At 66.3% G+C, this 20926-nt stretch carries 21 protein-coding genes and 1 riboswitch; of the genes, 12 read left to right on the top strand and 9 right to left on the bottom strand.

The window, feature by feature from the left end; translation table 11 throughout:
- Positions 1-62 precede the first annotated feature (62 nt).
- Positions 63-944: a 3-hydroxybutyryl-CoA dehydrogenase gene (locus tag XI05_RS25970; protein ID WP_172785967.1), complete on the top strand. Its 882-nt coding sequence runs from the start codon at positions 63-65 to the stop codon at positions 942-944.
- Positions 945-1212: 268 nt separating this feature from the next.
- The gene (locus XI05_RS25965) at positions 1213-1407 is read left to right on the top strand and encodes a hypothetical protein (RefSeq protein ID WP_172789441.1); all 195 of its coding nucleotides are present in this window, start codon (positions 1213-1215) and stop codon (positions 1405-1407) included.
- A 3-nt stretch (positions 1408-1410) separates the two neighbouring features.
- Here the strand turns inward: XI05_RS25965 and tlpA are convergent, their stop codons facing one another.
- A complete protein-coding gene (tlpA, locus tag XI05_RS25960; protein ID WP_271507290.1) occupies positions 1411-2076 on the bottom strand; it encodes a thiol:disulfide interchange protein TlpA in 666 nt (221 codons plus the stop codon).
- A gap of 100 nt (positions 2077-2176) precedes the next feature.
- On the opposite strand from tlpA, the gene argH reads away from it, so the two are divergent.
- From argH to lysA, 3 genes are all read left to right on the top strand, one after another.
- Complete coding sequence (gene argH, locus XI05_RS25955; RefSeq protein WP_271507096.1) at positions 2177-3574, top strand: argininosuccinate lyase; 1398 nt, start codon at positions 2177-2179, stop codon at positions 3572-3574.
- Positions 3575-3667: 93 nt separating this feature from the next.
- Positions 3668-3961 carry an LPS translocon maturation chaperone LptM gene (lptM, locus tag XI05_RS25950; RefSeq protein ID WP_271507094.1) on the top strand — a complete coding sequence of 98 codons (294 nt, stop codon included), beginning with the start codon at positions 3668-3670 and terminating at the stop codon, positions 3959-3961.
- 23 nt (positions 3962-3984) lie between these two features.
- Positions 3985-5250 carry a diaminopimelate decarboxylase gene (gene lysA, locus XI05_RS25945; RefSeq protein WP_271507092.1) on the top strand — a complete coding sequence of 422 codons (1266 nt, stop codon included), beginning with the start codon at positions 3985-3987 and terminating at the stop codon, positions 5248-5250.
- A gap of 178 nt (positions 5251-5428) precedes the next feature.
- On the opposite strand, the gene XI05_RS25940 is transcribed toward lysA, so the two are convergent.
- Both XI05_RS25940 and XI05_RS25935 read right to left on the bottom strand, forming a co-directional pair.
- Complete coding sequence (locus tag XI05_RS25940) at positions 5429-6337, bottom strand: NAD(P)-dependent oxidoreductase (protein ID WP_271507090.1); 909 nt, start codon at positions 6335-6337, stop codon at positions 5429-5431.
- A 136-nt stretch (positions 6338-6473) separates the two neighbouring features.
- Positions 6474-6857, bottom strand: a complete 384-nt coding sequence (locus tag XI05_RS25935) for a carboxymuconolactone decarboxylase family protein (RefSeq protein WP_028134137.1) — start codon at positions 6855-6857, stop codon at positions 6474-6476.
- 170 nt (positions 6858-7027) lie between these two features.
- Between XI05_RS25935 and XI05_RS25930 the strand changes: the two genes are divergently transcribed.
- Positions 7028-9691: a TIGR02302 family protein gene (locus tag XI05_RS25930; protein WP_271507088.1), complete on the top strand. Its 2664-nt coding sequence runs from the start codon at positions 7028-7030 to the stop codon at positions 9689-9691.
- A 161-nt stretch (positions 9692-9852) separates the two neighbouring features.
- Here the strand turns inward: XI05_RS25930 and XI05_RS25925 are convergent, their stop codons facing one another.
- Positions 9853-10227: a response regulator gene (locus XI05_RS25925; RefSeq protein ID WP_025033579.1), complete on the bottom strand. Its 375-nt coding sequence runs from the start codon at positions 10225-10227 to the stop codon at positions 9853-9855.
- A 37-nt stretch (positions 10228-10264) separates the two neighbouring features.
- Entirely contained in the window at positions 10265-11143 is an 879-nt protein-coding gene (locus tag XI05_RS25920; RefSeq protein WP_271507086.1) for an MJ0042-type zinc finger domain-containing protein, read from the bottom strand.
- Between the two features lie 181 nt (positions 11144-11324).
- Between XI05_RS25920 and ftsE the strand changes: the two genes are divergently transcribed.
- The 4 genes from ftsE (at position 11325) to XI05_RS25900 (ending at position 14503) form a co-directional block, all read left to right on the top strand.
- Positions 11325-11984 (top strand): cell division ATP-binding protein FtsE, encoded by a 660-nt coding sequence (ftsE, locus tag XI05_RS25915; protein WP_018646542.1) that lies wholly within the window; start codon positions 11325-11327, stop codon positions 11982-11984.
- The gene (locus tag XI05_RS25910; RefSeq protein ID WP_271507085.1) at positions 11977-12945 is read left to right on the top strand and encodes a cell division protein FtsX; all 969 of its coding nucleotides are present in this window, start codon (positions 11977-11979) and stop codon (positions 12943-12945) included. The genes ftsE and XI05_RS25910 overlap by 8 nt, the downstream gene beginning before the upstream one ends.
- A 71-nt stretch (positions 12946-13016) precedes the next feature.
- Complete coding sequence (locus tag XI05_RS25905) at positions 13017-13721, top strand: YdcF family protein (protein WP_271507082.1); 705 nt, start codon at positions 13017-13019, stop codon at positions 13719-13721.
- 11 nt (positions 13722-13732) lie between these two features.
- Positions 13733-14503, top strand: a complete 771-nt coding sequence (locus tag XI05_RS25900) for a lysophospholipid acyltransferase family protein (protein WP_271507080.1) — start codon at positions 13733-13735, stop codon at positions 14501-14503.
- On the opposite strand, the gene XI05_RS25895 is transcribed toward XI05_RS25900, so the two are convergent.
- Positions 14500-15111 carry a gamma-glutamylcyclotransferase gene (locus XI05_RS25895; protein WP_271507079.1) on the bottom strand — a complete coding sequence of 204 codons (612 nt, stop codon included), beginning with the start codon at positions 15109-15111 and terminating at the stop codon, positions 14500-14502. The two genes, XI05_RS25900 and XI05_RS25895, sit on opposite strands and share 4 nt — an antisense overlap.
- 110 nt (positions 15112-15221) lie before the next feature.
- On the opposite strand from XI05_RS25895, the gene XI05_RS25890 reads away from it, so the two are divergent.
- Positions 15222-16406: a DUF2125 domain-containing protein gene (locus XI05_RS25890; RefSeq protein ID WP_271507078.1), complete on the top strand. Its 1185-nt coding sequence runs from the start codon at positions 15222-15224 to the stop codon at positions 16404-16406.
- A gap of 73 nt (positions 16407-16479) precedes the next feature.
- On the opposite strand, the gene XI05_RS25885 is transcribed toward XI05_RS25890, so the two are convergent.
- From XI05_RS25885 to XI05_RS25875, 3 genes are read right to left on the bottom strand one after another with little or no spacing between them, the layout of a single operon-like run.
- Entirely contained in the window at positions 16480-17415 is a 936-nt protein-coding gene (locus XI05_RS25885) for a prephenate/arogenate dehydrogenase family protein (protein ID WP_271507076.1), read from the bottom strand.
- On the bottom strand, positions 17412-18509 hold the full coding sequence (gene hisC, locus XI05_RS25880; RefSeq protein ID WP_260381121.1) for a histidinol-phosphate transaminase: 1098 nt from the start codon (positions 18507-18509) through the stop codon (positions 17412-17414). Before hisC ends, XI05_RS25885 begins: the two co-directional genes overlap by 4 nt.
- A 33-nt stretch (positions 18510-18542) precedes the next feature.
- Positions 18543-19391, bottom strand: coding sequence for a chorismate mutase (locus tag XI05_RS25875; RefSeq protein WP_172789425.1), 849 nt, complete (start codon positions 19389-19391; stop codon positions 18543-18545).
- A 156-nt stretch (positions 19392-19547) separates the two neighbouring features.
- Positions 19548-19627: riboswitch (SAM riboswitch) on the top strand.
- Between the two features lie 94 nt (positions 19628-19721).
- Between XI05_RS25875 and metX the strand changes: the two genes are divergently transcribed.
- Positions 19722-20924: a homoserine O-acetyltransferase MetX gene (gene metX / locus XI05_RS25870; protein WP_271507289.1), complete on the top strand. Its 1203-nt coding sequence runs from the start codon at positions 19722-19724 to the stop codon at positions 20922-20924.
- Positions 20925-20926 lie beyond the last annotated feature (2 nt).

The raw sequence follows: 20926 nt of genomic DNA, 5'->3' as shown, positions 1-20926 counted from the left end.
AGACCTCCCGGCTCAGGGGATAGGCAGGGCGCGATCAGCGCGCCGTTCCGGTGGATGACATTATGGCGGCAGTGATCAAGAAGGTCGGCGTGATCGGCGCGGGTCAGATGGGCAATGGCATCGCGCATGTCGCGGCGCTCGCCGGCTTCGACGTGGTGCTCAACGACGTTTCGGCCGACCGCCTCAAGTCGGGCATGGCCACCATCAACGGCAATCTGGCGCGACAGGTCTCCAAGAAGGCCGTCACCGAGGACGACAAGGCCAAGGCGGTCGCACGTATCAAGCTGGCCGAGAAGCTGGACGACCTCGCCGATTGCGATCTCGTCATCGAGACCGCGGTCGAGAAGGAAGAGGTCAAGCGCAAGATCTTCCATGAGCTCTGCGCCGTGTTGAAGCCGGAGGCGATCGTCGCTTCCGATACGTCCTCGATCTCGATCACGCGCCTCGCCGCCGCCACCGACCGCCCGGAACGCTTCATCGGCATTCACTTCATGAATCCGGTGCCGTTGATGGAACTGGTCGAGCTCATCCGCGGTATCGCCACCGACGATTCCACCTTCGAGGCCGCCAAGGAATTCGTCGGCAAGCTCGGCAAGCAGGTCGCGGTCTCCGAGGATTTCCCGGCCTTCATCGTCAACCGCATCCTGCTGCCGATGATCAACGAGGCGATCTACACGCTGTATGAAGGCGTCGGCAACGTCGAGGCGATCGACGCCGCGATGAAGCTCGGCGCCCACCATCCCATGGGTCCGCTGGAGCTTGCCGATTTCATCGGCCTCGACACCTGCCTCTCCATCATGCAGGTGCTGCACGAGGGGTTGGCCGACTCCAAGTACCGCCCGTGCCCGCTGCTGGTGAAATACGTCGAGGCCGGCTGGCTCGGCCGCAAGACCCAGCGCGGCTTCTACGACTACCGCGGCGCCAAGCCGGTGCCGACGCGCTGACCCATTTCCGGCGCCGTAGGGTGGGCAAAGCGAAGCGTGCCCACGGCTTCAAATCCAATTGCGGACAGATGGTGGGCACGGCGCAAGTGCGCCTTTGCCCACCCTACGGTACCTGCAGAGCCGGGGCCCCGAAGCCGCGTGCACGCAGAAGCATGGGTCCCGGCTCAGCGTCGCGTCATTGCATGCCGCGCCGCGTCCGGGACACCTCTGCGCTCATCTCCCGTTAACCTCTCGCGCCTAGGTTACGGCCGGTACGAGGGTTCGCGTAATGGACATGATGGCAATGGTCAGCACCATGCTGGCCGCACAGCAAGGCGCGCTGCAGTCGAATATTGCGGCGACGCTGACCAAGCAGAACGCGGATATGGAGAAATCCACCGTCCTGACCCTGCTCGGCGCCGGCCAGCCCTCGCTCGCCAATGTCGGCGCTGGCGTCGGCGGCAATCTCAACGTCACCGCCTGAGCTTCAAAGCGACGCGGCGGCCTTGCCGGTCGCCGCCCGGATCAGCTTGAGCGCGTCCTCACTCGCCCATTCCGCCGGCCCCGCGATCGTCGCGATCTCGCAGCCCTGCGGGTCGACCAGCACCGAGGTGGGCATGCCCAGCGCCCGTCCAGCGGCTTTAAGATCCTGAAATACCTTGGCTTTCTGGTCGCTGAAATAGCCGAGCCGGGTCAGATTGGCCTCTTTCAGGAAGGATTTCGGCTTCTCCGGGTCGCGGGTGTCGATGTTGATCGCCACCACCTCGAAATTCGGGCCCGACAGCTTGCCCTGGAGCTCGTCCAGCGCCGGCATCTCCTTTCGACAAGGCACGCACCAGGTCGCCCAGAGGTTCACCAGCAGGGTCTTGCCGCGGAAGTCGGACAGCTTCTTCGGCTTGCCGTCGGAATCCTCGAAGGCGAGGTCGGGCAGTTTCAGCGGGGCGCTTGCCATGGTCAGCGCCGCGACCTCGCCATGGGCGAGCGGGGCGATCTTCTGCGCCGTCGCCACCGCCGCCTTGCAGGTCGGATCGCCTGAAGGCGCCCGGCTCAGGCCGAACCCGTACAGCGCGGCGAAGCCGGCCAGCCCGCTGATCGCCACGGTGGCGATGACGATGGGGATGCGGCGCGTGGCGGAGGGCTTCTGGTCGAGCATATCGTTTGTCATCCGGTCGCAGATATGGCTATCAGGGGCCTCTTAATACGGCTGGCCGTGGCCGGCAAACGTGCGGCAAATCAGGCGTGAGCAGGGGATCATGAGCAACAAGATGTGGGGCGGCCGGTTCTCGGAACGTCCCGACGAGATCATGGAAGAGATCAACGTCTCCATCGACGTCGATCGTTACCTCTACGCCCAGGACATTGCCGCGTCCAAGGCCCACGCCGCGATGTTGGCCAATCAAGGCATCATCACGGCTTCTGATGCGAAAAATATCGGCAAGGGTCTAGACACAATCCTGTCAGAGATCGGCAACGGCGGCTTCGAATTCAAGCGCGCGCTCGAGGACATCCATATGAATGTCGAGAGCCGCCTGTCCGAGCTGATCGGCCCCGCCGCCGGACGGCTGCACACCGCGCGCTCGCGCAACGACCAGGTCGCGACTGATTTCCGCCTGTACGTCCGCGACGTCATCGACGAGACCGATGCCGCGCTCGCGGCGTTCCAGCAGGCGCTGGTGGAGCGTGCGCTGGAGCAGGCCGCAACCGTGATGCCCGGCTTTACGCATCTGCAGACGGCGCAGCCCGTCACTTTCGGCCATCACCTGCTGGCCTATGTCGAGATGGCCGCGCGCGATCGCGGCCGCTTCCAGGACGCCCGCAAGCGGCTGAACGAATCGCCGCTGGGCGCGGCTGCACTCGCAGGCACCTCGTTCCCGATCGACCGCCACGCCACCGCGAAGGCGCTTGCCTTCGACCGCCCCATGGCGAACTCGCTCGACGCCGTCTCCGACCGCGACTTCGTGCTGGAGACGTTGTCGGCCGCCTCGATCTGCGCCGTGCACATGTCGCGCTTTGCCGAGGAGATCGTGATCTGGACCTCGCCGCTGGTCGGCATGATCCGGCTCAGCGACAAGTTCACCACCGGCTCCTCGATCATGCCGCAAAAGCGCAATCCTGACGCCGCCGAGCTGGTGCGCGCCAAGACCGGCCGCGTCATCGGCGCGCTCAACGGCCTCCTGATCGTCATGAAGGGCCTGCCGCTCGCCTATCAAAAGGACATGCAGGAGGACAAGCAGGGCGCCATGGAGGGCTTTGCCGCGCTGTCGCTGGCAATCCGCGCCATGACCGGCATGGTCCGCGATCTCGTTCCCGACGAAGCCAAGATGAAGGCGGCCGCGGGCGAGGGTTACTCCACGGCGACCGACCTCGCCGACTGGCTGGTGCGGACGCTGAAGATGCCGTTCCGCGAGGCCCACCACGTCACCGGCCGCATCGTCGCCAAGGCCGCGGAGGGGGGCGTCGCGCTGCACGAGCTGCCGCTCAAGGAGATGCAGGCGATCGAGCCCAAGATCACGAAGGACGTGCTCGGCGTGCTCTCGGTCGAATCGTCGGTGAAGAGCCGGACCAGCTTCGGCGGCACCGCGCCGAAGAACGTGACGTCCCAGGCCAAGGCCTGGGCGAAGCGGCTGGAAAAAGAGCAAAAATTGGGCTGAAGGCAAAATTTCGCTTATGTTTCATGGTCATCCGGCTCTCGCCAGAACGCGCCAATCTCTGTATGGTGCGCCGCGCGTAGTGGGGAATTCGTCGTGACGTCAAAGTTTCGCCCGGCCGGCTCGGGGTGGGCCATCATTGTCTTGAGCCTGACGGCGCTCGCGCTTGCCGGTTGCGGCCGCAAGGGCCCGCTGGATCTGCCGCCGACCGCCTCCAACGCGCCTGCGGCCGCCGGCGCCGCGCCCGTCGATACCGAGACCGCAGCCCAGAAGACGCCGAGCCTGTTCGACCCGACTGCCGGCGCGGATGCCGCGCCCGCAGCGCCCAAGGGCCGGAAGAAACCGTTTATTCTCGACCCGCTCCTGGACGAACCTCCCGGCAGGAAATAAGCCGGGACAACCGAGCCTAAGCCATGAACCATTTCGACTATCGCAACGGCGTGCTGTACGCCGAGGCGGTGAACCTGTCCGAGCTGGCAGCCACCGTCGGCACGCCGTTCTATTGCTATTCGACCGCAACGCTGGAGCGGCACTACCGCGTCTTCACCGAGGCCTTTGCCGGCGAGAAGGTGCTGGTCTGCTACGCCATGAAGGCGAACTCCAACCAGTCGGTGTTGCGGACGCTGGCCAAGCTCGGCGCCGGCGCCGACGTGGTCTCGGGCGGCGAGCTCAAGCGCGCTTTGGCCGCAGGCATTCCCGCCAGCAAGATCGTTTTCTCCGGCGTCGGTAAGACGGAAGCGGAGCTGCGCGCGGCGCTCGCCGCCGACATCCTCTGCCTCAACGTCGAATCCGAGCCGGAGCTCGAGCTGCTGTCGCGCCTCGCGGTCGAGATGGGCAAAACCGCGCGGATCTCGCTCCGCGTCAATCCCGACGTCGATGCCGGCACGCACGCAAAAATTTCCACCGGCAAGTCCGAGAACAAGTTCGGCATTCCGATCGTCCATGCCCGCGAGGTCTACGCGCGCGCGGCGAAGCTGCCCGGGATCAAGGTGACCGGCACCGACGTGCATATCGGCAGCCAGATCACCGATCTCTCCGGCATGGAGACCGCGTTCCGCATCCTCTCCGAATTCGTGCAGACGCTGCGGACGGACGGCCACGACATCAGCCACGTCGATTTCGGCGGTGGTCTCGGCATTCCCTATTACATGGACCGCGAGGCGCCCCCGGCGCCGGCCGCCTATGCCGCCATGGTCAAGCGCGTCAGCCACAATCTCGGCTGCACGCTGATGTTCGAGCCGGGCCGCATGATCGTCGGCAATGCCGGCATCCTGGTGACGAAGGTGATCTATGTGAAGCACGGCGACGGCAAGAACTTCGTCATCATCGATGCGGCGATGAACGACCTCATTCGCCCGACGCTGTACGAGGCGCATCACGACATCCTGCCGGTGAAGCAGCCCGCCAAGGGCGCCGCCACCATCAAGGCCGATGTCGTCGGCCCGGTCTGCGAGACCGGCGACTATCTCGCGCTCGACCGCACGCTGCCGACGCCCGTGCCCGGCGATCTCCTCGCCATCATGACCGCGGGCGCCTATGGCGCGGTGCAGGCCGGCACCTACAACACCCGGCCCTTGGTGCCCGAGGTGCTGGTGAAGGGCGACCAATACGCCGTGGTGCGCCCGCGCATCGAGGTCGAGCAGCTGATCGCGATGGATACGCCGGCGCCGTGGCTTTGAGGTGACGACGTCCACTCAACCTCGGTGTCGTCCCCGCGAAGGCGGGGACCCATAACCACGGGGAGTGGTTGCTTGGCGAAGCTGTAACTCCGAGTCCTCGTAATCACATCCGCCTGTGGTGATGGGTGCCGGGCTCGCGCTTCGCGCGCCCCGGGACGACGGGGAGAGTGTGGGACGGCTACTTTCCCGCCAATCCGCCCTTCGCTCCGCCCACCACGACGCCCGCCTTCTTCTCGATCGGCTTGATCGCCGCGGTGAAATCGGACTCGGCGCCTTCCGCGCTGATCACGGTCTCCCACAGCCGCCCCACGGCGTCGGCAACCTCCATCGACAGGCCGAGCTGCTTCATCTCCTCCAGCGCCAGCCGCACGTCCTTCACCATCAGCCCCGTGGCGAAGCCGAAGTCGAACGTGCGCGGCAGCACCGCGCGCGGAAACTTGTCGCGGCTGGCGGTGTTCATGCCCGAGCCGGCATTGATGACGTCGATCATCACGGCGGGATCGAGCCCGGCTTTCACGCCCATCACCACGGCTTCCGACGTCGCCACGATCGCGGTGGCCGACAGGAAATTGTTGGCGAGCTTCATGGTCTGCGCCGCGCCCGGCTTCTCGCCGATGAAGAACACTTTTCCGATCACCTCGAGCGCGGGCTCGAGCTGCTCGAACTCGGTTTTCGGGCCCGACACCATCACCGCCAGCGTGCCCTTCTCGGCGCCGCCGACGCCGCCGGAGACGGGACAGTCGATCTGCACGATGCCGCGCTTGGCGAGCAGGCCGTGAATCTTCGCGGCCATCGCCGAGCCGACGGTTGAGAGATCGACGAAACGCTTGGCGCGCTTGCCTTCGATCACGCCGCCAGCGCCGGTGGCAACGTCCAGGGAAGCCTGCAGCGAGGGCAGGCTCGCCATCACGGTCTCGACCTGATCGGCGACGTCCTTCGGCGACGACGCGGCACTGGCACCGCGCGCGACCAGCTTGTCCATGACCTCCTTGCGCGTGTCGAACACGACGAGCTTGTGTCCCGCCTCGATCAACCGCCGCGCCATCGGGAAACCCATGTTTCCGAGCCCGATGAATCCGATGTCCATGGTGTTCTTTCCTCCCGTCGTCATTGCGAGGAGCGAAGCGACGAAGCAATCCAGGAATGTTTCCGCGGAGGATGTCTGGATTGCCTCGCTTCGCTCGCAATGACGGAGCAATACGATTCAGAGCGGTTAGCCTGTCTCACGCCTTCCCGTCGATCTCCGCGAACACCTCGCGCGCAATGCGGAAGCTGTCGACCGCGGCGGGCATGCCGCCATAGATCGCGACCTGCATCAGGATCTCGCGGATCTCCTCGCGGGTGACGCCATTGGTCAGCGCGCCCTTGAGATGTGCGCGAAACTCGTGCTGGCGGTTGAGGATCGCGATCATGGCGATGTTCAGCATGCTGCGGGTCTTGCGCGGCAGCTCCTCGCGGCCCCACACCGTGCCCCAGCAATATTCGTTGAGCATCTCCTGGAACGGGCGGTTGAAATCGTCGACGTTCTTCAGGGCATTGTTGACATAGGCCTCGCCCAGCACCGCTTTGCGGACTTCCAGGCCCTTGTCGTGCATCTTCTTGTCCATGGCGTTTCCTTCATTTCCCTCGAGATTGTGCGCGCGGAAATTACGGGGTTGCACCCGGCCAGTCACGTCCTCGTGTTATGCGGGAAAAGGAGGCGCTCCCGTACAGGAACGGATGCCTCAGTGCTGCCGTTGTGATAGGCTCTTCTCTACCGGGCAACCTGGAGAGTTGATTGAACGGCCTCACCCCCGAGCCGTCAGACCCGACCCGCGGCAGTGATGCGCTGTCGCGGCTGAAGCTGGCGCAGGCCCTTGATCGGGCAACTTATGCCATCGCATGGGAGCGTGCCTGGCCCAATGCGGCGCGCCTTCTGACCGTCGTCGGCCTGTTCCTGGTGGTGTCCTGGGCCGGCCTCTGGCTGGCGCTGCCGTTCATGGCCAGGGCCGTCGGCCTCGCCCTCTTTGCCGCGATCGCGGCGGCCGCCCTGTTCCCGCTGATTCGCTTCCGTTGGCCGAGCCGCGAGGAAGCGCTCGCCCGGCTCGACCGTGGCTCCGGCATCCGTCACCGCCCGGCTACCGCGCTCACGGACACGCTGACCTCGCAGGACCCGGTCGCGCTGGCGCTGTGGCAGGCGCAGCGCGAGCGGACGCTCGCCTCCATCAAGCGCATCCGCGCCGGTGTGCCGCACCCGCGACTCGCGCTTCACGACCCCTGGGCGCTGCGTGCCCTCGTCATGGTGATGCTGGTTGCGACCTTCTTCGCCGCGGGTGACGAGCGTACGATGCGCCTTGGCGCCGCCTTCGACTGGAACGGGGTGCTGGCGCCGGCCAATGTTCGCGTCGATGCCTGGGTCACGCCGCCGCTCTACACCGGCAAGCCCCCGGTCATCCTGTCGGCCGCCAACAAGGAAGCTGCGGCATTGCCCGCCGGCGGCCCGCTCGCCGTTCCCGCCGGCTCGACCCTGATCGTGCGCTCCTCCGGCGGCAACCTGGATGTCGTCGTCTCCGGCGGCCTCAAGGAGGTCGCCCCGACCGAAGCCAGCCCGAAGGGGACCAACGAAAAGCATTTCGCGATTACCGGCGACGGCACCGCCCATGTCCGGGCACCCTCCGGCCAGCCGCAATGGGCCTTCGCCGCCACGCCGGACCGTCCGCCGACGATCGCGCTCGCCAAGGACCCCGAGCGCCAGGCGCGCGGCGCGCTCCAGCTCTCCTACAAGATCGAGGACGATTACGGCGTCACCGGCGCCGAGGCGAAATTCGCCACGCGGTCGACCGACGCCCGAGATGGCGGCAAAGACGGTACCAAGGATGCTGCGAAGGCCGCTGCCGGCGACGGCGACAGCAGGACGGCGCCCCGGCCGCTGTTCCAGCCGCCGCAATTCCCGCTCGCGCTGCCGAATGCGCGCACCCGCAACGGCGTCGGGCAATCCGTGAAGGATCTCAGCGAGGATCCCTATGCCGGCGCCGAGGTTACGCTCACTCTCACGGCCAAGGACGAGGCCGGCAACGAGGCCGCAAGCGAGCCGTTCAACATGCGCCTGCCCGAACGGCTCTTCACCAAGCCGCTGGCCCGTGCATTGATCGAGCAGCGCCGCATCCTCGCGCTCGATGCCAACAAGAATTCGGACGTATATGCCGCGCTCGACGGGCTGATGATCGCCCCTGAGATGTTCACGCCGGAGCCCGGACAATATCTCGGCCTGCACAGCGTGGCCCGACAGCTCGAGGCCGCGCGTACCGATGATGCCCTGCGCGAGGTCGTGGCGAGCCTGTGGGCGCTTGCGGTGACGATCGAGGACGGCAAGATCTCCGACGTCGAGAAGGCGTTGCGCGCGGCCCAGGACGCGCTGAAGCAGGCGCTGGAGCGTGGCGCGAGCGACGAGGAGATCAAGAAGCTCACGCAGGATCTGCGTCAGGCACTGAACGATTTCATGCGTCAGCTCGCCGAGCAGTTCCGTAACAACAATGACCCGCAGCAGCTGGCGCGGCCGCTCGATCCGAACACCAAGGTCCTGCGTCAGCAGGATCTGCAGAACATGATCGACCGGATGGAGCGCCTGTCGCGCTCCGGCGACAAGGATGCCGCCAAGCAGTTGCTCGACCAGCTCCAGCAGATGCTGGAAGGCCTTCAGATGGCGCAACCGGGCCAGTCCGGCGAGAGCGACATGGAGCAGGCGCTCAATGAGCTCGGGGACATGATCCGCAAGCAGCAGCAATTGCGCGACAAGACGTTCAAGCAGGGCCAGGATTCCCGGCGCGACCGCTCGCGCGGCAAGCAGCAGCAGGGCGACCAGTCCATGTCGGAGCTGCAGCAGGACCAGCAGGGGCTGCGCGACCGGCTGAAGAAGCTGCAGGACGAGCTTGCCAAGCGCGGCCTCACCCAGAAGGGGCAGAAAGGCCAGCAGGCACAGAAGGGCCAGAAGGGTCAGCAAGGCGATCAGGGCCAGCCCGGCCAGAACGGCGATCAGGACGGCGACCAGGGTGATGACGACGGCAGTCTGGACGCAGCCGACGGTGCCATGGGCGATGCCGGATCAAAGCTCGGTGAGGGCAATGCCGACGGCGCCGTGGACTCGCAGGGCAAGGCACTCGACGCGATGCGCAAGGGTGCGCAGAAGATGGCCGAGGCGATGCAGCAGGGCGATGGCGACGGCCAGGGCGACGGCCCCGGCCAGCGCGCCGGCCGTCAGCAGAGCGGCGGCAACCAGACCGATCCGCTCGGCCGGCCGCTTCATGGGCGCGAATATGGCGACGATTATACGGTCAAGATTCCCGGCGAGATCGACACCCAGCGTGTCCGCCGCATTCTCGAAGAGCTCCGCCGTCGTCTCGGCGATCCCTCGCGGCCGCAGATCGAGCTCGACTATCTCGAGCGGCTGCTGAAGGAGTTTTGAGAGGATAGCCCGCTACGTCCTCGTCATTGCGAGCGAAGCGAAGCAATCCAGAGTTTTTCCGCCGAGGCATTCTGGATTGCTTCGTCGCAAGGGCTCCTCGCAATGACGATGGAGGCTTTGCGCGCCAGTCCTTCAACGGCGAAGCGGCTGTCGTTGGGACGCTAACCCTTCTTCGCGGCCAGCGCATCGGCAACCGCCGTACGGATATCCGCGACCGAGAACGGCTTGGTCACGACGTCATGCACCAGCGCGTTCAGGTTCGAGGCCCGCTCGCGCTGGTCGGCAAAGCCGGTCATCAGCAAAATGGTCAGGTCAGGGAAATCGCGCGCGGCGGAAAGCGCCAGCGCGATGCCGTCCATCACCGGCATCTGGATGTCGGTGAGCAACAGGTCGAAGGCGCCATCCTCGCGGGTCAGGATCTCCAGTGCCTCGGCGCCGTCTTGGGCGGTGACGGTCTCATGGCCGTCCATGGCGATGGCGCGCGCCACCAGCGTGCGCATCGAATCCTCGTCGTCGGCGATCAGGATTTTCGGCATGAGACCAACCTTGGGACAAACGCCCTTGCGGGGGCGATTATACGCTGCCGCCGGCAATGTCGCGCCGGTTGAAGAAACGAACGTCGATGTTGCGGCCCTCCGGCGGCGGCGAGGCCAGGCGCGAGCGGAAGAAGGCGCGCTCGCCGGGCCGCAGCACGGTCTGCTCCAGCACTGCGTTCCAGGCATAGATCTCCGCGCCTTGGGCGTCGCGCACGGCAAAGCGCAACCGCGGAATGTCGAGTGGCTTCTTGCCCTCGCCGACGATCACGCCCTCGATCACCAGCACCTGCTTACCGTCCACGGTCTCGCTGGAGAGCTTGACGTCCTTGAAGGCGAGGCCCCGCAGGTTCACCTCGAGCCCGACCATCTGGTAGAACGCCGCCGTCTGCGGCAGCAGCCGCACCACGTCGCCCCGCCAGATCACCAGTGCCAGCACTAGCGCGCCCATCGCGGCACAGGCGGTGGGCGGGCCAAGATAGGATTTGCGCGGAGCCGCGGGGGCGACCGGACGGCTCACCCGCGCGCCGCGGCGGGGGAACAGGCCGCGGAACCAGGACTGGTGCTGCGCGCCGGCGACCTCCTCTTCGGCTTGCCGGGCCGCTGCTGACCACTCGTCCTCGGTTTCGCGGGCGTGCTCGTCCGGCCAGTCGCTGGCGATCGAGGGGCTATCGACGACGGGTGCATCAGTGGCGCCGTCGTCCTTGGCATAGGAGTTCCATTGTTCGGCGAGGTCGGACTGGTCGTCAGCTCGGCTCGCCGCGGCCATGGCCGGAACGGATGCCTCCTCGATGGCGTCCTCGGCATGGGCGATCCAGGTCTCCTTGCAACGGGAGCAGCGGACCGCCCGCCCGTTCGCCCCAAGGCTCGCGAGCTTGATGGCGTAGGATGTCATACAATGGGGGCAGACGATATGCATGGACGAGCCTTGATGCATGAACGAAGGTCTTGACGATGCCATGGTCGCGGAGAACCGGGCGCCCTTTATGCTATAGGGCGACCGTTAACGAACCGGAAACCATAACGGCGGCAAAACCCGTTGATCGCGTATGGCGGAGCGTCGCAATGCGACCCGCGCCCCCTCTCGAACGGAGCTGAGCTTGGTTCGGTTCGAAAATGTCGGATTGCGTTACGGTCTGGGGCCGGAGATCCTGCGCGACCTCAGCTTCCAGATTCCCGCGCATTCCTTCCAATTTCTCACCGGACCGTCCGGCGCCGGCAAGACGTCGCTGCTGCGCCTGTTGTTCCTGTCGCATCGGCCGACGCGCGGTCTGGTCAACCTGTTCGGCCACGACATCTCGCAGCTCGGCAAGGACGAGATCGCGGATTTGCGCAAGCGCATCGGCATCGTGCTCCAGGATTTCCGCCTGCTCGATCACATGACGACCTATGAGAACGTCGCGCTGCCGTTCCGCGTCATGGGCCGCAGCGAGTCGAGCTACCGCAAGGAGGTGATCGACCTGTTGCGCTGGGTCGGCCTCGGCGATCGCATGGACGCGCTGCCGCCGATCCTGTCGGGCGGCGAGAAGCAGCGCGCGGCGATCGCGCGCGCCGTGATTTCGCGGCCGCAGCTGCTGCTCGCGGACGAGCCGACCGGCAGCGTCGATCCGACGCTCGGCCGACGCCTGCTGCGACTCTTCATCGAGCTCAACAAATCAGGCACCGCCGTCATCATCGCCACCCACGACATCGGCCTGATGGACCAGTACGAAGCACGGCGGCTGGTGCTGCACCAGGGACGGCTGCACGTCTATGAGTAGGCTGGACGAGCGCGGCGTGCTGGTCGATCTCGGACAGGAGCGTCCGCAGCTTCCGGCCAAGGCGCGCAACATGTCGCCGATCGTGCCGCGCGCCTCGATCCACGGCAGAGCGCTGGTTGCGGTGGTCGCCATCATGACGTTCCTCGCCTCGATGGCCACGGGCACGGTGCTGCTGGTGAGCGCCTCCGCCGCCGAATGGCAGTCGGATGTCGCAAGCGAAATCACGATCCAGATTCGTCCGCAGGCCGGCCGCGACCTCGAGCGCGACACCGCAGCCGTGGCGGAGGCGATGCGCGCGCAGGCCGGCATCGTCGAGGTCAAGCCGTTCACCAGGGAGGAGAGCGGCAAGCTGCTCGAGCCCTGGCTCGGCACCGGCCTGTCGATGGACGATCTGCCGGTACCGCGCGTGATCATCGCGCGCGTGCAGCCGGGCACGCCGCTCGATCTCGGCGCCTTGCGCGCGCGCGTCACGCAGGTCGCGCCGGGCGCCAGCGTCGACGATCACCGCGCCTGGATCGAGCGCATGCGCCTGATGACGAACGCCACCGTGCTGGCCGGCCTCGGCATCCTCGCGCTCGTCATCGTCGCAACCATCATCTCGGTGTCGTTCGCGACGCGCGGCGCCATGGCGGCGAACCGTCCGATCGTCGAGGTCCTGCATTTCGTCGGCGCCGGCGACCGCTACATCGCCAACCACTTCCTACGTCATTTCCTCAGGCTGGGTCTGGAGGGCGGCGTGATCGGCGGCGGTGCCGCCATGCTGATGTTCGGCTTCTCCGAGTCCATCGCAGGCTGGTTTTCCGGGACGCCGGTCGGCGACCAGTTCGCCGCGCTGCTCGGCACCTTCTCGCTGCGCCCGTCCGGCTACATCGTGCTCGCGGTCCAGGCCGTGCTGATCGGCGGCATCACCGCGGTCGCCTCGCGCCAGACGCTGTTCGCGACGTTGAATGACGTCGACTAGGCTTGATAACCGGACTCCACTTCGCCTCAAAACGTCATAAAATCACATCGGGAAGGGATCACCGACATCGCATGACCTCGCCGACCGACGATCGATCGCCGAAACTGCCGCGCGGCTGGCTGCGCGCGACAATCGTGTCGACGATCGCGCTCGCCTTCGTCGGCGCGGCGGCGGGGTTCGTTGCATTCCTGTCGCAATTGCGCGGCGCCGAGGCGGTGCCGGACCGCAAGGCGGACGGCATCGTGGTGCTGACCGGCGGCTCCTCGCGGGTATCGGACGCCATGGAGCTGCTGGCTGCCGGCTACGGCAGGCGGCTCCTGATCTCCGGCGTGCATCCGACCTCGACGGCGAGCGACATCTCCCGGACCTTGCCGGAGAACCAGTCCTTCATGACCTGCTGCGTCGATCTCGACCGCACCGCGCTGTCGACCCGTGGCAACGCGGCGGAGGCGCGGCGCTGGGCCGAGGGGCGCCGATTTACATCCCTGATCGTGGTCACCTCGAACTATCACATGCCGCGCGCGCTGGTGGAATTCTCGCATGCGATGCCACGGACGACGCTGATCCCGTTCGCGGTGGTCGGCGAAAAATGGCGCGAGGAGCCGTGGTGGACTTCGGGCTCGACGCTGCGGCTGCTCTTGTCCGAATACGTCAAGTACGTTGCGGCCGAGCTCAGGGTGCGGCTGGAGGATTTCGGGATTGACCTTTGGCCCGAGATGTCGGAGCAGCCTGCAGGTCAGCAACCGAAGCGGCCCGCCACCGCACAGGCCAATTGATCGGACCATCGATGTTTCTGATTTTCCTGCGCTCGCTCGTGTTCAACGTGCTGTTCTATGCCGTGCTGGTCCTTCTCGCGATCGTTGCGCTGCCGACCTTTGCATTGCCGCCGCGCGCCATGCTCACGGTGGCGCAATGGTGGGCCAAGGCGACGCTGGTCCTGATGCGGGTGGTCTGCAACATCAAGGTGGAATTCCGCGGGGTCGAGAAGATCCCGACAGGACCGCTGCTGATCGTGGCCAAGCATCAGTCGTTCTGGGAGACCTTCGTGCTGCCGGGTTTCTTCAACCGGCCGATCTTCATCCTCAAGCGCCAGCTGATGCAGATCCCGGTGTTCGGCCAGTTCCTGGTCAAGACCGGGATGATCGGGATCGACCGCAACGCCGGCGTGAAGGCGCTTCTGGACATGACGCGCCGCGCGCGCGAGGCGGTGCGCAGCGGAAAGCAGCTCGTGATCTTTCCGGAAGGCACGCGCCGCGCGCCGGGCGCGCCGCCCGACTACAAGACCGGCTTTGCGCAGATCTATTCCTCCTGTGGCGTGCCGTGCCTGCCGATCGCGCTCAATTCCGGCCTGTTCTGGCCGCGCCGCACCTTCATGCGCTATCCCGGCACGTTGGTGGTGGAGTTTCTCGAGCCGTTGCCGCCGGGCCTGACGAAGGACGAGTTTCTCGCGCGCGTGCAAGCGGCGATCGAGGACGCGACCGGTCGTCTCGTCGAAGCGGGGCGGAAGGAGCAGGAGCAGTTGATCGGCTCGGCGCCGAGCTACGCGCCGACGGGCTAGCGGCTTTCGCGATCTTCGTTCGGAGCCGCCGCGTGCAGCGAATGCGCATCACCATGCAGCATCGATGCAAGCTGATGCAGCTGCGTGTCGCGAAAACCTTCGGCCTCGATCGCCTTCACCGTCGCGGTGACGTAGTCGCGGTTGGCGCCGGACTGGCCGTGGCCTTGGACGACGTGGCGGTGCTGCTCGGCGAGCGAGAGGCGGCCGGCATATTGCACATGGCCGCGGTCGACGACGTAGGCGAGCGCCGAGACGCGCTGGCGCGCATCGTTCTCCAGCCACACCGAGCGCATCACCTCGCGATAGACCGAGGTGACCTGCTCGCGTGCGCGCAAATATGCGATCACCTCGGCACGGTTCTTCTCGGCGACGCGGAAGGCGATGCCGCGGCAGGCGCCGCCCCGGTCGAGCCCGAGCACCAGGCCCGGCTTCTCCGGCGTGCCGCGATGCACGAAGGAATAGACGCAGAGCGCGCGGTGCTCGCCGACCAGCCGCGCCGGGACGCGCTCCTCGAAGTCGAAGCCCGGCCGCCACATCAGCGAGCCGTAGCCGAACACCCAGAGGTCGCCCGTGGCTGTGGTGACGGAGGGAAGTGTGATTTCCGACATTTCGGGCACGGCTACCAGAACCCTGCGCCCAAGCGAAGCGATTTCTGCGCCTTTCGTCGCAGGCCGGCCCCGCTTACATTTGCCTGAATCTGGCGTCAAAGGGTCGCCGCATGTCCAATATGCCCGTTGCCACAGGCCGCCGCTCCCGCTGGGGCCTTTTCATCGCCCCCGTTCTCGTCCTGGTCCTTGCCGTCGGCTGGAGCTGCTTCTGGTTCTATGCAGCATCGCAGGCCGAAATCGCCGCCGACGCCTGGCGAGCGCAGGAGGCCAAGGCCGGCCGCATCTACGATTGTGCCAAGCGCTCGATCGCCGGCTTCCCGTTCCGCTTCGAGGTCCAGTGCACCGGTGCCAGCGTCGCCTTGGTTTCGCAGAATGCGAGCAAGACGCCGTTCACGGCCAAGCTCGACAACATCCTGGTCGTGGCCCAGGTCTACGACCCCAAGCGCATCATCGCCGAATTCTCCGCGCCCGCGACGCTGATCGACGGCGTCACGCAAAACACCTTCACGGTGAATTGGAGCAAGGGCCGCGTCAGCGTGGCGGGCCTGCCGGCGGTGCCGGATCGCGCTTCCATCGTGTTCGACGAGCCCAGCCTCAACCGTCTCGATGGCAGCGTGCAGGTGCCGCTTGCGCGCGCCAAGCAGGTCGAGCTGCATGGCCGTCTCGCCGACGGATCACCATCGGACCATCCCGTGATCGAGACCGTGCTCCATGTCGCGCAGGGCAGCATCCAGGGCGTGCATCCGCTGCTCGCCGAACCGTTCGAGGCGGACGCCCGCGCCAAGATCACGGGCCTCTCCGACCTCACGCCCAAACCGTGGCCGCAGCGCTTCCGCGAGATCCAGGCCGCCGGCGGTCATATCGAGATCGTGCAGTCGCGCATCCAGCAGGGCGAGATGATCGCGGTCGCGGCCGGCACGCTCGGTCTGTCGCCCAACGGCCGGCTCGACGGCGAATTGCAGATGACGGTGACCGGCCTCGAGCGCGTGATCCCGGCGCTCGGCATCGAGAAGATGTTGGAGGAGGGCGTGCCGCAGGCAACGCTCGACCGCCTCGCGCCCGGCGTGAAGTCGCAGGACCTCAACAATCTGTTCGGCGCACTCGACCGCGCCGTGCCCGGCCTCGGCAAGGTGATCAAGCAGAACGCCAATGCCGGCGTTGCCGCCGGCATCAATTCGATCGGCACCGAGAGCACGCTGGAAGGCAAGAAGGCGCGGAGCTTCCCGCTGAAATTCGTCGACGGCGCCGTGCTGCTCGGCCCGGTCAAGGTCGGTCAGATCCCGCCGCTGTATTGAAGCCTCTCTCGTCATTCCGGGGCGATGCAATGGATTCCGGGCTCGCCCTTCGGGCGCCCCGGAATGACAGGAGCTACGGCTTCTTCAGCGCCGCATGCGGCCGGCCGAAATCGGGCGCGGCGGAATCCTGGCCGATCTCGACGATGCCGCGGCGGATGGCGCGGGTGCGGGTGAAGTGGTCGAACAGCGCTTCGCCGTCGCCGCGACGGATCGCGCGGGTGAGCTTGGCGAGATCCTCGGTGAAGGTGCCGAGCATTTCCAGCACGGCCTCCTTGTTGGCGAGGAAGACGTCGCGCCACATCGTCGGATCGGAGGCCGCGATGCGGGTGAAATCGCGAAAGCCGCCGGCGGAGAATTTGATCACCTCGGATTCCGTCACCTGCGCCAGCTCGTCGGCGGTGCCGACGATGGTGTAGGCGATCAGATGCGGCAGGTGGCTGGTGATGGCGAGCACGAGATCATGATGATCGGGCGTCATCACCTCGACCTTGGCGCCCATGGCGGCCCAGAACGCGCGCAGGTGCTCGGTCGCCGCCGCGTCGGTGCCGTCGGGCGGGGTCAGGATGCACCAGCGGTTGATGAAGAGCTCGGCAAAGCCGGAATCCGGGCCGGAATGCTCGGTCCCCGCCACCGGATGCGCCGGCACGAAATGAACGCCGCTCGGCAGGTGCGGGGCCATGTCCCTGACCACCGCGCCCTTGACCGAGCCGACGTCGGAGATGATCGCACCCGGCTTGAGATGCGGCGCGATCTCCTGCGCCACGAGCCCGCAGGCGCCGACGGGAATGCAGAGGATGACGAGATCGGCATCCTTCACGGCCTCCGCATTGGTTGCCACGACCTGATCCACGATGCCGAGCTCGGCGACGCGTGCGCGCGTCTTCTCGGAGCGTGCGGTGGTGACGATTTCACCGGCCAGCCCCTGGAGCTTCGCAGCGCGCGCGATCGAGCCGCCGATCAGGCCGAAGCCGATCAGCGCAACGCGCTGGAAGTGCGCCTGCGCGCTCATTTGCCGCCCATGAAGTCGCGCAAGCCGTCGACCACGAGGCGGTTGGCCTCCTCGGTGCCGATCGTCATGCGCAGCGCATGCGGCAGGCCGTAGTTTTTCAGGCCGCGCAGCACGAGTCCACGCTTGGTCAGGAAGGCGTCGGCGTCGTCAGCGGTCTTGCCCTTGTCCGTCGGGAAATGGATCAGCACGAAATTGGCGACGCTCGGCGTCACCTTCAGCCCGAGCTTGCCGATCTCCTCGGTGAGCCAGTTGCGCCAGGTCTCGGTGAACTGCTTCGACATCGCCTGATGCGCGGTGTCCTCGATCGCGGCGACCGCGGCATACATCGCCGGCGTCGACACGTTGAAGGGACCGCGGATGCGGTTGACCGCGTCGATGATGTGCTCGGGCCCGAACATCCAGCCGATGCGCAGTGCAGCCAGGCCATGGATCTTGGAGAAGGTGTGCGTCACCACCGTGTTCTCGGTGGTGGCGACGAGCTCGATCCCCATCTCATAGTCGTTGCGCGAGACGTAATCGCAATAGGCGGCGTCCAGCACCAGCAGCACGTGCGAGGGCAGGCCGGCGCGCAGCCGCTTGACCTCGTCGAATGGCAGATAGGTGCCGGTCGGGTTGTTGGGGTTGGCGAGCCAAACCAGCTTCGTCTTCGGCGTCACCGCCTTCAGGATGGCGTCGACGTCGGCGGTGAGGTTGGTCTCCTTGGCGATGACGTTCCTGGCGCCGACCGCCATGGTCGCGATCGGGTAGACCAAGAAGCCGTGCGTGGTGGAGATCGCCTCGTCGCCCTGGCTGAGATAGGTGTGCGCGAGCAGATTGAGAATCTCGTCCGACCCGGCGCCGCAGATGATGCGGTTGGGATCGAGCCCGAACGAGCGGCCGATCGCCTCGCGCAGCACGCGCGAGGTGCCTTCCGGATAGTCTTCCAGATGATCCGCCACGCGCTTGAAGGCTTCGATCGCCTTGGGCGAGGGCCCGAACGGCGTCTCGTTGGCGGAGAGCTTGAACACCTTGCGGCCCGGCTCCGGCACCGGGCTCTTGCCGGGCGTGTAGGGCGCAATATCGAGAATGCCGGGATTCGGCACGGGGCGGGACATCTTGGACTCCGGATAGGCTGGGCGGCTCGCGATTTACGATTTCGGCCCGGTCGGGGGCACCGTATAGCGCGTTGCGTGGCTGCCGACGAGGGCCACAGAGCGAACCGAGGCCCCCGCCTCGATCAGGGCAGCCCTGATTTTGTCGATGCTGGTCGCGCTGGTGACCGAGACCAGCAGCGCCGCGCCGTCGAAGGCGGTATCGGGCACCGCAACGATCTCGGCGAGCGGCGACAGCGCGCGGGCGACCTCGGCGTTCCATCCGGAGACGCGCACGCTGAAGGTCTCGACCTCTGTCACCAGGGCGCTGTCGGCGACGCGCGAGATCGCGAACACCGGCAGCGAGGCCGGATGGTCGGCACGCTCGACGAATGGCATCCGTGCGATGATCTTGGGCGCGCCGTCGGCTTCCAGCTCCAGCCACCACGGCGTGCGGCTGGAGGTCGCCGAGACCAGCGCCAGGTCGCCCTTGGATTTCGCCACCGCCTCGACCGCGGCCTGCGCGCTGAAATGCGCGACGTAAGGCACCGTGAAGCCGAAATGGAAGCGCACGGAATCGCGCATCGCCGGTTCGCTCACCGAGATGTCGGCATGCACGGAGAACGGCGCCTGCACATAGGTGAAGGTCGAGATGATGACGCGCCAGATGCTCTCGACCGTGTCGAGCGGCAGGATGCCGCGATGACGCTGCACGATCTCGCGCATCATGGAAGCCTCCCGCGCAGGCCGAAACGCCGAGCCGACCTCCTGGGTCTGCTTCACCTGGATCAGCCGGTCGATGATGTCGCCGCGCTGCATGAGGAGGCGATGCATGCCCTCGTCGATCGCGTCGATCTCCTTGCGCAGTTCCTGCAGCGATGGTGGCGCGGGCGGACGTTGGGACATGTCTGGTCGTCGATCGTTCCGATGGGGGATGTCCTGATTAGGCAGTCGTGGCGGCGAAAGCAAAGAGAAATGACGTGCTTTGCGGGCGACGCGACTGAGGCGAATTGGGCCGATCCGGGCCGCGACTTGACGAAAACCGCCCAAGACGGTAGCTTTTGCCCGTTCCGTGGTCATTTGAGCCGGCCGGCTTGCAGCCACGTTAAAAAACTCGCTAAACAGGCCGGGGACGCTTCCGATCCCGGCCGAACCTATCGTTCAGGCCGGGTTTTTCATGGCCTGATGTCAGCGGCGCGGTCGAGCAGCCAGTCGCAAACGAGGTCGATGTCCGAGATGGGTAGCGTCAAGTCGATACCAAGTCCTGCGATCAGCGCCGACGAGCGGTCGCACGAAGTGGACCATCCAAGCTCGCTGGTTGCGCATTTCGGCTCCGAGCAGCCGCTGCGGCTCGATTGCGGCGTCGATCTCTCGCCGTTCCAGGTCGCCTATCAGACCTATGGCGAGCTCAACGCCGATCGCTCCAATGCCGTGCTGATCTGCCATGCGCTGACCGGCGACCAGCATGTCGCCAACGTGCATCCCGTCACCGGCAAGCCCGGCTGGTGGGAGACGCTGGTCGGCCCCGGCCGCCCCATCGATCCCAAGCACTACTTCATCATCTGCTCCAACGTGATCGGCGGCTGCATGGGCTCGACCGGGCCGGCCTCGATCAATCCCGCCACCGGCAAGGTCTGGGGCCTGGACTTCCCCGTCATCACCATTCCGGACATGGTGCGCGCGCAGGCGATGCTGATCGACCGGCTCGGCATCGACACGCTGTTTGCCGTCGTTGGCGGCTCGATGGGCGGCATGCAGGTGCTGCAATGGACCGCGGCCTATCCGGAGCGCGTGTACTCCGCGCTGGCGATTGCCTGCGCGACGCGGCACTCGGCGCAGAACATCGCCTTCCACGAGCTCGGCCGCCAGGCCGTGATGGCCGACCCCGACTGGCACGGTGGCGGCTATGCCGATCAGGGCATCCATCCGCATCGCGGGCTCGCGGTGGCGAGGATGGCGGCGCACATTACCTATCTCTCGGACGCGGCGCTGCATCGCAAGTTCGGCCGGCGCATGCAGGACCGCGAGCTGCCGACCTTCTCGTTTGACGCCGACTTCCAGGTCGAATCCTATCTGCGTTACCAGGGCTCGTCCTTCGTCGAGCGCTTCGACGCCAATTCCTATCTCTATCTGACGCGCGCGATGGACTATTTCGACATCGCCGCCGATCACGGCGGCGTGCTGGCCAAGGCCTTCGCCGACATCAAGACCCGCTTCTGCGTAGTCTCCTTCACCAGCGACTGGCTGTTCCCGACCTCGGAATCGCGCGCGCTGGTGCACGCGCTGAATGCTTCGAGCGCGCGGGTGTCGTTCGCCGAGATCGAGACCGATCGCGGCCACGACGCCTTCCTGCTCGACGTGCCCGAATTTTTCGACATCTCCCGCGCCTTCCTGCAATCGGCAGGCAAGGCCCGCGGGCTCAGCCTCGAGGACCGCTAGCG

The organism is Bradyrhizobium sp. CCBAU 11357 (assembly GCF_028128865.1).
In the GTDB taxonomy this organism is placed as follows: domain Bacteria; phylum Pseudomonadota; class Alphaproteobacteria; order Rhizobiales; family Xanthobacteraceae; genus Bradyrhizobium.
The sequence above is the reverse complement of the archived record's forward strand: the minus strand, read 5'-3'. Positions and strand labels throughout refer to the sequence as shown.

Coding starts and splice junctions, on each gene's coding strand:
- XI05_RS25970 (WP_172785967.1), top strand. CDS start 63: ATGGCGGCAGTGATCAAGAAGGTCGGCGTGATCGGCGCGGGTCAGATG.
- XI05_RS25965 (WP_172789441.1), top strand. CDS start 1,213: ATGGACATGATGGCAATGGTCAGCACCATGCTGGCCGCACAGCAAGGC.
- tlpA (WP_271507290.1), bottom strand. CDS start 2,076: ATGCTCGACCAGAAGCCCTCCGCCACGCGCCGCATCCCCATCGTCATC.
- argH (WP_271507096.1), top strand. CDS start 2,177: ATGAGCAACAAGATGTGGGGCGGCCGGTTCTCGGAACGTCCCGACGAG.
- lysA (WP_271507092.1), top strand. CDS start 3,985: ATGAACCATTTCGACTATCGCAACGGCGTGCTGTACGCCGAGGCGGTG.
- XI05_RS25940 (WP_271507090.1), bottom strand. CDS start 6,337: ATGGACATCGGATTCATCGGGCTCGGAAACATGGGTTTCCCGATGGCG.
- XI05_RS25935 (WP_028134137.1), bottom strand. CDS start 6,857: ATGGACAAGAAGATGCACGACAAGGGCCTGGAAGTCCGCAAAGCGGTG.
- XI05_RS25925 (WP_025033579.1), bottom strand. CDS start 10,227: ATGCCGAAAATCCTGATCGCCGACGACGAGGATTCGATGCGCACGCTG.
- XI05_RS25920 (WP_271507086.1), bottom strand. CDS start 11,143: ATGCATATCGTCTGCCCCCATTGTATGACATCCTACGCCATCAAGCTC.
- XI05_RS25910 (WP_271507085.1), top strand. CDS start 11,977: ATGAGTAGGCTGGACGAGCGCGGCGTGCTGGTCGATCTCGGACAGGAG.
- XI05_RS25905 (WP_271507082.1), top strand. CDS start 13,017: ATGACCTCGCCGACCGACGATCGATCGCCGAAACTGCCGCGCGGCTGG.
- XI05_RS25900 (WP_271507080.1), top strand. CDS start 13,733: ATGTTTCTGATTTTCCTGCGCTCGCTCGTGTTCAACGTGCTGTTCTAT.
- XI05_RS25895 (WP_271507079.1), bottom strand. CDS start 15,111: ATGTCGGAAATCACACTTCCCTCCGTCACCACAGCCACGGGCGACCTC.
- XI05_RS25890 (WP_271507078.1), top strand. CDS start 15,222: ATGTCCAATATGCCCGTTGCCACAGGCCGCCGCTCCCGCTGGGGCCTT.
- XI05_RS25885 (WP_271507076.1), bottom strand. CDS start 17,415: ATGAGCGCGCAGGCGCACTTCCAGCGCGTTGCGCTGATCGGCTTCGGC.
- hisC (WP_260381121.1), bottom strand. CDS start 18,509: ATGTCCCGCCCCGTGCCGAATCCCGGCATTCTCGATATTGCGCCCTAC.
- XI05_RS25875 (WP_172789425.1), bottom strand. CDS start 19,391: ATGTCCCAACGTCCGCCCGCGCCACCATCGCTGCAGGAACTGCGCAAG.
- metX (WP_271507289.1), top strand. CDS start 19,722: ATGGGTAGCGTCAAGTCGATACCAAGTCCTGCGATCAGCGCCGACGAG.